Origin of the sequence: Phocaeicola salanitronis DSM 18170, assembly GCF_000190575.1 — a bacterium.
Taxonomy (GTDB): Bacteria; Bacteroidota; Bacteroidia; order Bacteroidales; family Bacteroidaceae; genus Phocaeicola; species Phocaeicola salanitronis.
In genome coordinates, this window is record NC_015164.1 from 3,783,240 (window position 1) to 3,795,607 (window position 12,368).

16 protein-coding genes are annotated in these 12,368 nt (G+C 42.7%); 13 read left to right on the forward strand and 3 right to left on the reverse strand.

Annotated features, from left to right (window positions below):
- Nucleotides 1-45 precede the first annotated feature (45 nt).
- Both BACSA_RS16345 and BACSA_RS16350 read right to left on the reverse strand, forming a co-directional pair.
- Nucleotides 46-672: a hypothetical protein gene (locus BACSA_RS16345; RefSeq protein ID WP_013619129.1), complete on the reverse strand. Its 627-nt coding sequence runs from the start codon at nt 670-672 to the stop codon at nt 46-48.
- A 107-nt stretch (nt 673-779) separates the two neighbouring features.
- On the reverse strand, nt 780-1,082 hold the full coding sequence (locus BACSA_RS16350) for a hypothetical protein (RefSeq protein WP_013619130.1): 303 nt from the start codon (nt 1,080-1,082) through the stop codon (nt 780-782).
- 926 nt (nt 1,083-2,008) lie between these two features.
- Here BACSA_RS16350 and BACSA_RS16355 point away from each other — a divergent pair.
- From BACSA_RS16355 to BACSA_RS16400, 11 genes are all read left to right on the forward strand, one after another.
- Nucleotides 2,009-3,826, forward strand: a complete 1,818-nt coding sequence (locus BACSA_RS16355) for a DUF3945 domain-containing protein (protein WP_013619131.1) — start codon at nt 2,009-2,011, stop codon at nt 3,824-3,826.
- 50 nt (nt 3,827-3,876) lie between these two features.
- A complete protein-coding gene (locus BACSA_RS16360) occupies nt 3,877-4,137 on the forward strand; it encodes a DUF4099 domain-containing protein (RefSeq protein ID WP_013619132.1) in 261 nt (86 codons plus the stop codon).
- 75 nt (nt 4,138-4,212) lie between these two features.
- Nucleotides 4,213-5,982, forward strand: coding sequence for a DNA topoisomerase (locus BACSA_RS16365; RefSeq protein ID WP_041584091.1), 1,770 nt, complete (start codon nt 4,213-4,215; stop codon nt 5,980-5,982).
- Complete coding sequence (locus BACSA_RS20315; RefSeq protein ID WP_169311427.1) at nt 5,945-6,292, forward strand: hypothetical protein; 348 nt, start codon at nt 5,945-5,947, stop codon at nt 6,290-6,292. The genes BACSA_RS16365 and BACSA_RS20315 overlap by 38 nt, the downstream gene beginning before the upstream one ends.
- Nucleotides 6,273-6,485: a hypothetical protein gene (locus BACSA_RS16375; RefSeq protein WP_013619135.1), complete on the forward strand. Its 213-nt coding sequence runs from the start codon at nt 6,273-6,275 to the stop codon at nt 6,483-6,485. Before BACSA_RS20315 ends, BACSA_RS16375 begins: the two co-directional genes overlap by 20 nt.
- 19 nt (nt 6,486-6,504) lie before the next feature.
- On the forward strand, nt 6,505-6,714 hold the full coding sequence (locus tag BACSA_RS19965; RefSeq protein WP_013619136.1) for a hypothetical protein: 210 nt from the start codon (nt 6,505-6,507) through the stop codon (nt 6,712-6,714).
- Nucleotides 6,715-6,732: 18 nt separating this feature from the next.
- Complete coding sequence (locus BACSA_RS16380) at nt 6,733-7,794, forward strand: PRTRC system protein E (RefSeq protein WP_013619137.1); 1,062 nt, start codon at nt 6,733-6,735, stop codon at nt 7,792-7,794.
- Nucleotides 7,795-7,838: 44 nt separating this feature from the next.
- Nucleotides 7,839-8,060 carry a PRTRC system protein C gene (locus BACSA_RS16385; protein WP_004326366.1) on the forward strand — a complete coding sequence of 74 codons (222 nt, stop codon included), beginning with the start codon at nt 7,839-7,841 and terminating at the stop codon, nt 8,058-8,060.
- A 36-nt stretch (nt 8,061-8,096) separates the two neighbouring features.
- On the forward strand, nt 8,097-9,218 hold the full coding sequence (locus tag BACSA_RS16390) for a hypothetical protein (RefSeq protein WP_013619138.1): 1,122 nt from the start codon (nt 8,097-8,099) through the stop codon (nt 9,216-9,218).
- 5 nt (nt 9,219-9,223) lie between these two features.
- Nucleotides 9,224-9,925 carry a prokaryotic E2 ligase family D protein gene (locus BACSA_RS16395; protein ID WP_013619139.1) on the forward strand — a complete coding sequence of 234 codons (702 nt, stop codon included), beginning with the start codon at nt 9,224-9,226 and terminating at the stop codon, nt 9,923-9,925.
- The gene (locus BACSA_RS16400; RefSeq protein ID WP_013619140.1) at nt 9,922-10,704 is read left to right on the forward strand and encodes a PRTRC system ThiF family protein; all 783 of its coding nucleotides are present in this window, start codon (nt 9,922-9,924) and stop codon (nt 10,702-10,704) included. Before BACSA_RS16395 ends, BACSA_RS16400 begins: the two co-directional genes overlap by 4 nt.
- 55 nt (nt 10,705-10,759) lie before the next feature.
- On the opposite strand, the gene BACSA_RS16405 is transcribed toward BACSA_RS16400, so the two are convergent.
- A complete protein-coding gene (locus BACSA_RS16405; RefSeq protein WP_004294141.1) occupies nt 10,760-11,065 on the reverse strand; it encodes a helix-turn-helix transcriptional regulator in 306 nt (101 codons plus the stop codon).
- A gap of 320 nt (nt 11,066-11,385) precedes the next feature.
- On the opposite strand from BACSA_RS16405, the gene BACSA_RS16410 reads away from it, so the two are divergent.
- A complete protein-coding gene (locus BACSA_RS16410; RefSeq protein WP_004326371.1) occupies nt 11,386-11,667 on the forward strand; it encodes a helix-turn-helix domain-containing protein in 282 nt (93 codons plus the stop codon).
- Nucleotides 11,664-11,957, forward strand: a complete 294-nt coding sequence (locus tag BACSA_RS16415) for a helix-turn-helix domain-containing protein (protein ID WP_013619141.1) — start codon at nt 11,664-11,666, stop codon at nt 11,955-11,957. Before BACSA_RS16410 ends, BACSA_RS16415 begins: the two co-directional genes overlap by 4 nt.
- The last annotated feature ends 411 nt before the right edge of the window (nt 11,958-12,368 follow it).

Genomic DNA, 12,368 nt, shown 5'->3' on the forward strand with positions numbered 1-12,368 from the left:
AGCTTGCCGCCGTTAGGCGGTATAGGTGCTTGTTAGCTACGTTCTTTATTGTTCCATTTTCCGTTTTACAATATCAACAAATTCATCTTTAGTCATGAACTTATTTAGGAAATCTTCCAATGTTCCTTCGTTAGTAACCTCTGTAAAAAACACTTCATGGTCTGTACTCCACACTATTGGATTGTCTGGATTAAGGTCTGATAAACAGATGTAATGATAATTGGGATAACTTTCTGTACAAAGCAATCCAACAAAGTCAGGAGTAGTACAGTTTGAATGTTGAATGATTTCGTCCAAATCTGTATCATCATCTGAAAACCAATCATTCCAATCTTCAAAATCTTTCGTGCCTTTTTGAAATGGAGTAAATGGTTTTGCTACCCAAAAAAATTGTCCACGAGGTTCTTCATTTAATGTATAGTAGGTATCTACCATTTTCTTATAAAATGCCTCTTTATCAGAATTGAACAATTCCATATTTTCATCTACCCAATTACCTAAACCCATTATAGGCTCTGTATCTTCGGCAGATAGCCAAGGTGTATCTTCCGGCTTTTGATACAAAGCAGTATTAAAAGTTATGGCACACAAGTCGTCTTGTAAAGACATTCCTTTTACATTGGCGATATTACCGCCTAATTGCTTTATTCGGTTTATGATTTCCTGTTTCATGACTCTTATTCATTTGTAGCTAATTTGTTTATAAATACACCTGTAGGTATAGGATATTTCGATAACCGACACCTGGCAGGTGTGTTTCCTGATCTCTATTAGTAACTTTAATCACCCGTAATTCTTATCTTAGATATATTGGTGGTATTTATACAATTTACTATGTGCTCAATCTCCTTACCATAAGGAGATTTTTTTCCAATTTCTTTTAACTCATTAATGAAAGATACTAATTCTGTTCCCGAAAGTTCTACATCAGTTAAATAATAGTCTTGTACACGGAATATAGTTCGAAATCGCCCTTTATCTAAATGTGCAAGATTAAACAGCCAATAATGTAAGTTTTCACTAATTTCAGACACATCCGTGCTTGTTCCGTCTTTATTATAAATTGAAATATCTAAGCCCATATAAGAATTATTAAATTGTTACTAATGTATTGATAACAACACCTGTCAGGCATCGGACATTCCGCTAACCCACACCATGCAGGGCGTATATCTGACCTCCATGCCCCCAAAGGTACGAAAAGAATCGAAGAAACAAACCGAATGGTTTGGAAAAGTCGCAAAATTTAATGAAGAAATTAAAAAGAAGTTGTTCGCATTTATTTGCCAAGTTTACATTCACGTAATTACAGAATAAGCTAAAATATAACACCGTTCATCAAACGGTGAAAAAACAAAGTAGAAACACACACCACATTACGTGCCGATACTTGTTAGGATTGAACTGATAGCTTCATAAAAGGAATTAAATAGGCTATCCGACTTGGGACATTCAAATAATTGCAGTTACCCCTTCCATCAAAGGTAAATCCCAATCCTGTTTGCCAGCCGCATTTATTTCTTTTTTCAGGAGAATTTTCTTTATGGCTGACGCCATGAAAATTCACCTGAAAAAAATGCGGCGGCAAACGGATTGGAATTAAGTGAAAGATTACAGGGATTAACTGCGACCGACGTGACGCATAGCCGTAAATTAATAAAGGCGGCTATCCTTTTATTTCATAATGTGGCCCATAGGTACTGCGAAAATCCACATTTCACACAGCTAAACATTGTTTGCTTAATCCAATCCCCAAATAAGACAGGGATTTCAACTCCCTCCGATCTGCATAGTTCCGTAGCCTCGTTATGCGTCACACTACATCTTTATCCGCTTCTTTTCTTCCCATTCTCTTAGAATTTCCTATTCCTTCGTCCCCTTCGGTCTGACATTTGATGACATCTGATGACATATAATGACACCTGATTGCAAATCAGCCATTTATCAAAATTATCGCTTTACATTTGGACTGTGAAACAAATCAAGTAGTCACCCAAAACAAAAGATTATGGCACAAGAAAACAGTCCAAACAAGGAAAAAAAGCAAGGCCGGACAAAGAAACCGGAAAAGCCTTATGTAGAACAAATCAACGAGCTTCTGTTGGTACACAACAAGAACGACCCCAAGGAAGGCTTGGGAGTGGTCAGCGAAGTGGATGAGAAAGGCAATTACCAGACGGTTGCACCGGAAGAGAAGAATGAAAACTCATTCCTGAAATTTGACAAGAATTCGAGCATCCTCGAAAACTTTATCAAGAACTTCTGGAGCCAACTGAAGGAACCTACCCATTTCAGGCTGCTCCGCATGACCTTCAATGATTACAAACAGAACAAACAGGCGCTTAAAGACCTGGCCGAAGGTAAGAAAACAGATGCGGTAAAGGAATTCCTGAAACGCTACGAAATCGTACCGAAGGCAAACAATCAGAAAAACAGTCAAACAAAAGAGGAAGAAATAACAATGGCAAAGGAACAGGAACAGACAACACAGGCGCAGCCTGAACAGGTATCACAGGTGGAAGCAGCCGCACAGGGACGTGAACAGCAGGAACCGCAACGCCAGCAGACACCCACGTACCGTTACAACGAGAATATGATCAACTGGGAAGAACTGGACAAATTCGGTATATCCAAGGAAATGCTGGAACAGTCCGGACAGCTTGATGGCATGTTGAAAGGATACAAGACTAATAAGACCATGCCACTGACACTCAACATACCCGGAGTGCTGACAGCCAAACTGGACGCACGTCTTTCATTTATATCCAACGGAGGCCAGGTCATGCTGGGTATTCATGGTATCAGAAAGGAGCCGGAGTTGGACCGTCCTTATTTCGGGCATATCTTCACGGATGAGGACAAAAAGAACCTGCGAGAGTGCGGAAACATGGGACGCGTGGCTGACCTTAACCTCCGCGGCGACATTACAGAACCGTGTCTGATTTCCATTGACAAGAATACCAATGAACTGGTAGCCGTCCGACAGGAACATGTCTATATCCCGAATGAAATCAAAGGTGTAACTCTGACTCCGGATGAAATCCAAAAACTGAAAAACGGTGAACAAGTATTCGTGGACGGTATGAAATCCAATCAAGGCAAGGAATTCAACGCAACTCTGCAATACAGCGCGGAAAGGAGAGGAATCGAATTTATTTTTCCCAAAAATCAGGAATTCAACCAACAGACTCTGGGTGGTGTCCCACTTTCGCCCATGCAGATTAAAGCCTTGAACGAAGGTCATACTATCCTTGTGGAGGATATGAAACGAAAGAATGGTGAACTGTTCTCATCTTTCGTTACTTTGGACAAGGTAACAAGCGGTCTTCAATATACGCGCCACAATCCGGAAACGGGAGAAATCTACATTCCGAAGGAAATATGTTCCGTACAGCTAACTCCGGAGGATAAGGAGGCGTTGCGTAAAGGCCAGCCAATCTATCTTAAGGATATGATCAACCGCAAAGGTGAGGAATTCTCGTCATTCGTAAGGCTGGACCTGGCAAGCGGAAGACCGCAATATTCAAGAACCCCGGACGGTTTCAACGAGCGACAGGCACCTACCATTCCGGCAGAAGTTTACGGACATCTGTTTTCGGCGCAGGAAAGGGCAAACCTACAAGACGGCAAGACCATTCTCGTAACGGGTATGAAAGGTCCCAACGGAAAGCAGTTCGACTCATATCTGAAAGTCAATGCCAATACCGGTCAATTGCAATATTTCCAGGAAAATCCGGATGTCCGCCGCAACACCTCACAGCGCGCTTCCCAGACAGACAATACCCAGCAGCAAGAGCAGAAGAAAGGAACAAAACAGGCTGTCTGACCTGAACAGAGTTCAAATCAATCATATATCAACTACTAAAAGAAAAGAACATGAACAAGAACAATCTTCATATCTACAAAGCTGAACAAATCAATTGGAAGAATTTGGAATCGGTAGGTATCAGCAAAACCCAAATAGAAAAGGACGGAAACCTGGACCTACTCCTCCAAGGGAAGGAAACCCGTGTCATGCCCATTAAGATCAAGACGCCCGTATTCTCACTGACCATGGATGCTACTCTCAGTCTGACAAAAGGCGAGAACGGAAATCCGATCATTTGCATAAACGGTATCAGTCCTTCAGGTGAATAAGAAGTCATAATGTATCATTTTCTCTTTCCATACGGTAAGCCTGTATGGGAAGAGATTAAAAAAACAGAATTTATCATGATTGCCATATTAACAGACAAACCAAGTGTAGGAAAAGAAATCGGACGAATCATCGGTGCGACCAAAGTTAAAAACGGATATGTGGAAGGAAACGGCTACATGGTAACATGGACTTTCGGAAACATGCTGTCACTGGCCATGCCGAAGGACTACGGAATCCAAAGGCTGGAACGGGATGACTTCCCGTTCATACCTTCGGAATTCGGACTGATGGTACGGCATATACGCACCAATAACGGATGGATACCGGACATTGATGCCGTACTTCAACTTAAAGTGATTGAAAAGGTATTCCAAAACTGCGACACCATCATTGCGGCTACAGATGCCAGCCGTGACGGGGAAATGACATTCCGCTATGTATATCAGTACCTGAACTGCACACAACCATGTTTCCGCCTTTGGATTTCCTCCCTGACAGACGAGTCTGTCCGCAAAGGCATGGAAGAACTGAAACCTGACAGTTTCTATGACAGTCTGTTCCTGGCTGCCGACAGCCGCAACAAGGCGGACTGGATTCTCGGAGTCAACGCCTGCTACGCCATGTGCAAAGCAACGGGACTTGGCAACAATTCTCTCGGACGGGTACAGACACCGGTACTGGCAGCCATCTGCCGACGTTACCGTGAAAGAGAGAACCATATTTCCTCTGACAGCTGGCCCATCTATATCAGTCTGCAAAAGGAGGGTATCCTCTTCAAGATGCGCCGTACGCAGGATATTTTGAACAAGGAATCTGCGGTAATGTTCTTTCAAGACTGCAAGCTGGCGCAGAAGGCGCAGATAACCAATGTCAGTCATAGTATCAGGGAAGTACTATCGCCGGAACTGCTTGACCTGACGCAACTGCAAAAGGAAGCCAGCATCCGTTACGGTCTTACCGCTCCTGAAGTGTACGACATTGCCCAGTCCCTTTATGAGAAGAAACTGATTTCCTATCCCAGGACTTCCAGCCGTTATCTGACAGAAGATGTATTCGACTCTCTTCCACCGATTATGACGCGTCTACTTTCATGGGAGCTGTTCCCTGTCTCTGAGAAAACTTCAAGTATTGACATTTATACGTTACCCCGCCATGTAATAAACGCAAAAAAAGTCAATGTGCATCATGCCATTATCATTACAGGTATCCACCCCGGGAATTTGTCCGAGAAGGAAATGCTGGTTTATAGACTTATAGCCGGAAGAATGCTCGAAGCATTCATGCCTCCATGTCGTATAGAAACGACAAGCGTAGAAGCCATATGCGCGGCACAGAAATTCAAGGCCGAACATACACGGGTCATCGAAGCCGGCTGGCATGACGTGTTCATGCGTTCCGATACAGTTTCACAATCGGGTTTCTCCGTCAATGAGCTTCCCTGGCTGGATAAAGGTGATACCCTGAAAGTATGCGGATGCAATCTGGTCCACAAAAAACAACTGCCGGTAAGTCCGTTCATGGATGCGGAACTGGTGGAATATATGGAACAAAACGGGTTAGGCACGGTATCTTCACGTACCAATATCATACGTACACTGATCAATCGCAAGTATATCCGCTATTCCGGAAAATATATTATACCGACGCCGAAGGGCATGTTCACCTATGAAACCATCCGTGGAAAGAAAATAGCAGACACTTCACTCACCACTGACTGGGAAAAGCAATTTGCTGAACTTGAAAACGGAATGACAACCGGACAGGAATTTCTGGATAGGATCAAAGTTCTCGCCAAGGAAATGACCGATGACATTTTCAACACTTATTCCCAAAGGAAAGAGTAACATTCATACTGAAACAACCAACAGAATGCAAGCCGGAAGGTCTGCATTTTTTGTATTTGTACAGGAAAGATCTGTTTTTCCGCTTTTAGGCGGCAAAGGTCTTGGATTGCCTGCCTTTTGCTGCAAGGCTGCCCTTTCGGGCTTGGCTGGCCAGGAAAAAATCATCCTCGCTTCGCTCCGGTATTTTTTCCTGCCAGGCCTTGCGCAAAAAGGCAATCCAAGAGGTCGGAGGCCTATAAAATCGGGAAAACATATCCCGATGGGATTATTCATTCATAAAATTAAAGATTATGAAATTACTGAACATTGAAAAAATTGGCAGATATGCAATGGCGATATTCCTGATTACGGGAACATGTCTGCTGACAAGCAAAGGGATTGGCCTCATGGGAATGATTATGCTGTTGTTGCTCACGGGAGAGTTCATCGGTTTCCTGTTCAAGACACTGGCTTCCATTATCAGGATGCTCCTCTTGTCCATTGTGATATTACTCGTCGCATAACCATCAAACAGAATAATATATGGAAACAGTTTTTTTCACTCCACAAGCACCAGTCATGCCGGTGGCATGGCCACAGAGCGAACGCATCAGACCGGTCAAAAGACGGTTGCCCAATACGGTTGATGAACCCAAAAACATCGGATATTATCTGGAACCGCTGCGTGGTATAGCTGGCAGACCGGACAGAGAGAATGTTCTGAAAGAATTCTTCAAGGAAACTTATGTATAACCATAAAACTTTTCAATTATGTTTTTTCAATCAATTTATCAGATGATTACAGCAGGTACGGATCTGAATATCAATATCCGTAAAGTGGACAACAGCCTGAGCGTGGCAGTCATGCCCCGGCGGAACAATCTGAAAGAGGACATACGGCAGAACATGGTACCGCTGGTAGTAAACGGAACGCCTGTAGAACTGGATACGGGATTTCTACAAGCCATCATACAACCGTTACAAAAAGTACAGGGATTGCTTGCCAATGTGGAAAATTTCGAGAAACAGGCAGAAAAGGCAACGGTACAAACCAAGCCATCCAAGGCTTCAACGGTTCCGTCCGAATCAAAGGAAGTCAGGGAGAGACGGGAGAAGATGGAAAAACTCCTCAAGAAGGCCGATGATGCCGTTACCGCCAAAAGATTCTCCGAAGCGATGACCTGGCTGAAACAAGCACGGATTTTGGCTTCCACTGAAAAGCAGAAGGAGATTGATACGAAAATGCAGGAGGTGCAGAAATTGGCCTGCGAAGGCAGCCTGTTCGGTATGACAGAAGAACCGGTACCAGCCATGCCTCAGCCACAAGGCAACATGAACGTACAACCACAACCTGTTACCCGCCCGGGCATATTCCCGGAACAACAAACCCATACTATGAATCCTGAACCTGTCATGCAGCCTGCTCCACAACATATTCCACAGGAAATGCCTCAACCGGTATATGGAACGAACGGAGCATATATCCAACCTGCTCCAAACCGCCCCGTGATGCAAGGAACAGGTATGCCGCAAGGAGCTACAATGCAGCCATATTCGCAGCAGTCGGCTTACCAGCCTGAGGCGGCTCCTTATCCACAACAACAGGTACGGCAGCCGACAAACGACCATATACCGAACGGAACAGCACAGGTACAGAACGGAAACGGACGGGAATACCAGACTGCACCGGCAGCCCATGATACATTCTGCTTCGATCCGGAAGACGAAAATGACAGGGAGCTTCTAAGAGAGGACCCGTATGCGGAATATCCGGATTTTCCGGCTGAGTACCGGATGAAGGACGAGGCACAGGTAGAAATGATATACTGCTGATATGCACAATAAACGATTTGTAAAACCAATAAACTATAAACAATATGGCACTGGAAATTAAAGGAATGAAAAGAGTATTCAAGATGAAGAAGAACAGTCAGGAAATCGTACTGGACGATCCGAACGTAAACATGTCTCCGGCTGAAGTAATGGATTTCTATTCAATGAACTATCCGGAACTGACCACCGCAACCGTACACGGACCGGAAATCGAAGACGACCGGGCAGTATATGAATTCAAGACAACCATCGGAGTGAAAGGGTAAGGACATGAAAAAAGGACAACGTAAAAATAAAAAAACATGTACACAACTTACGGAACGGGCTTTGGAAAATTTAGCCAGACTTATCATATCGGAACTCGAAAATACGGACATAAGCCGGGGCATCAGAAGCAGGAAGAAAAGAAAACTCCCTCCAGCAGAAAGCCTCATGGTTTTCTGAACACGAGAATACCTTCCATCGCTCCCGACCTGTATGTGGAGAATGACAGGGATGTAACGGTAAATGTCACCACTAAAGAGAATCTTGATTTCCTGTACCGTTCAGCCATGAAGTATGCGCAGCTCCTGGATGTGGAGCTGCCATACCATCCTACAGGAAGGACTTCCATAAGAGAAAAAATATGCCTGCTATATAATGCGCTGGATTCCATAGTATCTCATCATGTAAATCTGGAACTTGTCGGTGACAGGCTCCAGTTCTGTATCTATCATTTCCATGAATGGCCTGATTACACCCTGTTCCTGATACCGATAGATTTTACGGAAAGACTGAAAGGTGAAATCAAAAGGATCACACTGGAGTTCATCAGACGGTTCATCAAATATCACAGGATGATGGATATAACCGATACCCCATATTTTGAGATGTCGGAATCTTATATTGACTGTGTGGACTTTGAACAACTTGATAACGAAGAGAAAAAGGATTTGTATAGAAAGGAAAAGCTCTTCAGATCATACGAGAAAGGAAGAATCCACAGGAAACTGTGCCGAATGTACACCAAAGCATTTTGCAGGAATTTGGAAGAGCATATCCGAAACTGTAATCCTTCCAACGCCAAGGAAAGAAAACTACTGGAGCTGATTAATGAAGGAATGTCACTGATTTCAAATGACAGTCCGCATATCATGAATTATGACTATGATTTTGCAAGCGAAAGGGAAAAGGACTTTGAACCACCGCCGCTCAATTACCAGATACTGCTCGTATATTCCATCACGGATATGGTTACAAAAGATGTTGAAAGCTGCTTCAGTGCCGACTGTCAGGAGACATATAACCAGACTCCAGTGTCATTTATCTTCATCACACCGGAAACAGAGGAGCTTTTCAAGCCGAACAACTATCCGGAACGGTTTGAGAAATGGTTTGAGAAATGGTTTGAGAAATTTGTAGAACATGTTACCTATAATTTATAAACATAATGAATGAACTGACAAAAAACATACAGAAAATGATGGTGCCGAAGGCTGCTATCATAGCCTACAAGTATGAAGACAGAAGAAATTCTGACACCAGATACTTCATAGAATTGCGTCCCATCGGGAAAAGCGGACAGATGGGGGCAGGTATCCCCGTCACATACGAATTCATGAATACCCTGCTGGAATCCTACACGGAAGAAATGAGCGGAATACCGGCAGGCAGAGTCCCCGAAAACATGCTGGCCTGCAATCCGAGGAAAGGACAGGAAGAATATATCTGGTACAATCCGCCAGGAAAAAGACAAATGTTTTTTCACAAGGACCTCAATATACAGGATGGCATGTTCAATCTGCCGGGAATTGTCTACCATGTAAAAAACGGAAGCATGGACGTGTTCGCCTTCAAGGGGAAACGTCCGGTGGAAACGACTCCGCTGTTCCGTGCCCCGTTCTTCAACGTGACCGGATCAAGTGTCTGCCTTGGCAGCAGTTCTCTGGAAATGCCACAGAACCCGACTTTCCTTTCCCTGCTGGAATACTGGGAAAAACGGTTCTGGCTGACTGAATTCTCCCATCTGGGAGGAAATGTCAATCCTACCGTTTCAAATCTTGTCATCGTCACCGAAAACATAAGAAACAATCCGTTCGACATGAACGAACTCAAGCCCATGAATAAAAAACTTAAAGACATACTTCCATGAAAAAGATACATTTTACCGACCGCTACCTGCTCAATCCGCGTCATCCGGTAACAGTATTCGTCATCGGAGCCGGAGGTACCGGCTCACAAGTGATAACCAATCTGGCACGCATGAGCATGGCACTTCAGGCATTGGGCCATCCCGGACTACATGTCACCGTATTCGATCCCGACACAGTAAGCCAGACCAATATAGGACGCCAGCTTTTCAGTGAGACGGAACTTGGACTGAACAAGGCAGTATCACTTGTCACACGTATCAACCGTTTCTTCGGATACGCATGGACTGCCGAACCGCAATGCTTCCCCACTAGGAACTTTTCTGACAATAGCACAGCCAATATCATCATAACTTGTACGGACAATATACGTTCACGTCTTACGCTTTGGAAGTTCCTGAAGAAAGTCCGCAAAGAAAACTTCAGTGACCATTCGGTTCCCATATACTGGATGGATTTCGGGAACAGCCAGACAAAAGGACAGGTCATTATCGGGACGGTACGTGAGAAAGTTCTTCAACCTTCTTCACAGGAATATATTCCCATGCCTAAAATGAATGTCATCACTGAGGAAGTGGACTATGCGAAAATCAAGGAAAAAGAATCAGGACCAAGCTGTTCTCTGGCGGAAGCCCTGGAAAAACAGGATTTGTTCATTAACTCCACACTGGCACATATCGGATGTGACATATTATGGAGAATGTTCAAGGAAGGAAAGACACTGTATCGCGGTGCCTATGTCAATCTGGATACATTGAAAATGACCGCAATCCCGGTGTAATGACAGAAGTGACCGTATCATCTTTCCATCAGAATACGGTCACTTATTCTATTTGCTACTTATTATTTACTACGTTCTTACCACGCTGGAGCAGGAAACTCTGTATCTCTGAGGCGAGATAGAATGATTTCCCGTTCTTTTCCACCGAGTAATATTTAATCTTGCCCTCTTGCCTGTAACGTGCCAAAGTTCTTTGTGACACACCAAGGAGTTCTGCCAGATCCACATTATCAAGCAGTCTGTCTCCATTCATACATTCTTTCAGACGATTCATCTGATCCAGTTTCTTTTCAATGCGGGCAAATCCCTCTACCATGGTTCCTATCAGTCTTTCGAGTATCTCATTATCTATATATGACATAATTCCAATGTTATTAAGTGAATAAATCGATACTCTCTTCGTGCGCACTCTAAGAGTATGTACTTATAGTAGTGAAAATAGTATGCCTGAATCTAAGACAAAGATCAACAAGCTTATTAGGCGCTGATAATCAGGCGTATAATTTTTTCTACTTAATATTTAGTGTAAACCAAAAGTGTAAACTATGTAATACAGAATTGGGAACGGGTTAACACAGCCACCAACAATGACATCTGATGCTACCTGACGACACCTAATGACAACATTTTGTATCATATACATATTCAAAATACATTTGTACAAACTCAACTTTTTTGGATATGGAAATCATTGGAATTGAAACAGCTACATATGAAAAGACTTTAAAGGAAATTGAAAACTTCCTTGATACCATTGATAAATTGATAACAGCTTCTTCACAGAAAACAATAGGGGAATGGTTGGATAATCAAGAAGTTTGCCTGATTCTCAAAATTTCTCCCAGAACATTACAGAATCTTAGAGATACAGACCAAATCTCTTATTCTCAAATTGGAAAAAAGATTTATTATAAAAAAGAAGATATTCAGAAGTTCATTGAAAAACACAACAGAAAATTATGAGCAAAGTAATTACCCAAGATAATGAGCAAGTTATTCAGATATACAATAGGTTAAAAGATACGCTAACAAGACTCGAAGATATTCTGAAGAACAACAACCCAACATTTAATGGGCATAGATATATGAATGATGCAGAGTTGGCAAATTACCTTAAAGTATCAAGACGCACTTTACAAGAATATAGAAATAATGGAATCTTATCCTATTATCAGATTGGAGGTAAAATTTTATATCGGGAATCTGATATAGAAGAACTTCTTGAGAAAAATAGACAGGAAGCATTCCGTTAAATATTTCTTGGAATTTTCGTTGATTTTCAAAGCAAAAATCAGTATCTTTGCAATACTGACAAAGAGTTGTATATCAGTGCAGAACAAAGAAGTTCAATCGAGGTGAAATAGGTGGACTAAATGATAAACAGCAAGATAAGTAACTGATTATTAGCGATAAAAAATATAAGGTTCCGCCCCCAAGCGGATCACCAATATAAACTAAAAGCTACTGATTATCAGTAGCTTTTCTTTTTATATGCAACTTTGTTCCCCCATTTCACTCCCCCTAACTTTTATGCTCATTTAACGGGCTTGCCTTAATAATTGTAAACTCTCGCCTGTTTTCTTTCCGTCCCTATAATCCCCTGAAAGCCTTATTGATGAAGAAAAAGAAGCCGATAGCGCATTACCTTGAAGTAGAGCGCACGG

Excerpts from the sequence above, each read along its gene's own strand:
- BACSA_RS16345 (WP_013619129.1), bottom strand. The coding sequence starts at position 672 with ATGAAACAGGAAATCATAAACCGAATAAAGCAATTAGGCGGTAATATC.
- BACSA_RS16350 (WP_013619130.1), bottom strand. The coding sequence starts at position 1,082 with ATGGGCTTAGATATTTCAATTTATAATAAAGACGGAACAAGCACGGAT.
- BACSA_RS16355 (WP_013619131.1), top strand. The coding sequence starts at position 2,009 with ATGGCACAAGAAAACAGTCCAAACAAGGAAAAAAAGCAAGGCCGGACA.
- BACSA_RS16360 (WP_013619132.1), top strand. The coding sequence starts at position 3,877 with ATGAACAAGAACAATCTTCATATCTACAAAGCTGAACAAATCAATTGG.
- BACSA_RS16365 (WP_041584091.1), top strand. The coding sequence starts at position 4,213 with ATGATTGCCATATTAACAGACAAACCAAGTGTAGGAAAAGAAATCGGA.
- BACSA_RS20315 (WP_169311427.1), top strand. The coding sequence starts at position 5,945 with ATGACATTTTCAACACTTATTCCCAAAGGAAAGAGTAACATTCATACT.
- BACSA_RS16375 (WP_013619135.1), top strand. The coding sequence starts at position 6,273 with ATGAAATTACTGAACATTGAAAAAATTGGCAGATATGCAATGGCGATA.
- BACSA_RS19965 (WP_013619136.1), top strand. The coding sequence starts at position 6,505 with ATGGAAACAGTTTTTTTCACTCCACAAGCACCAGTCATGCCGGTGGCA.
- BACSA_RS16380 (WP_013619137.1), top strand. The coding sequence starts at position 6,733 with ATGTTTTTTCAATCAATTTATCAGATGATTACAGCAGGTACGGATCTG.
- BACSA_RS16385 (WP_004326366.1), top strand. The coding sequence starts at position 7,839 with ATGGCACTGGAAATTAAAGGAATGAAAAGAGTATTCAAGATGAAGAAG.
- BACSA_RS16390 (WP_013619138.1), top strand. The coding sequence starts at position 8,097 with ATGTACACAACTTACGGAACGGGCTTTGGAAAATTTAGCCAGACTTAT.
- BACSA_RS16395 (WP_013619139.1), top strand. The coding sequence starts at position 9,224 with ATGAATGAACTGACAAAAAACATACAGAAAATGATGGTGCCGAAGGCT.
- BACSA_RS16400 (WP_013619140.1), top strand. The coding sequence starts at position 9,922 with ATGAAAAAGATACATTTTACCGACCGCTACCTGCTCAATCCGCGTCAT.
- BACSA_RS16405 (WP_004294141.1), bottom strand. The coding sequence starts at position 11,065 with ATGTCATATATAGATAATGAGATACTCGAAAGACTGATAGGAACCATG.
- BACSA_RS16410 (WP_004326371.1), top strand. The coding sequence starts at position 11,386 with ATGGAAATCATTGGAATTGAAACAGCTACATATGAAAAGACTTTAAAG.
- BACSA_RS16415 (WP_013619141.1), top strand. The coding sequence starts at position 11,664 with ATGAGCAAAGTAATTACCCAAGATAATGAGCAAGTTATTCAGATATAC.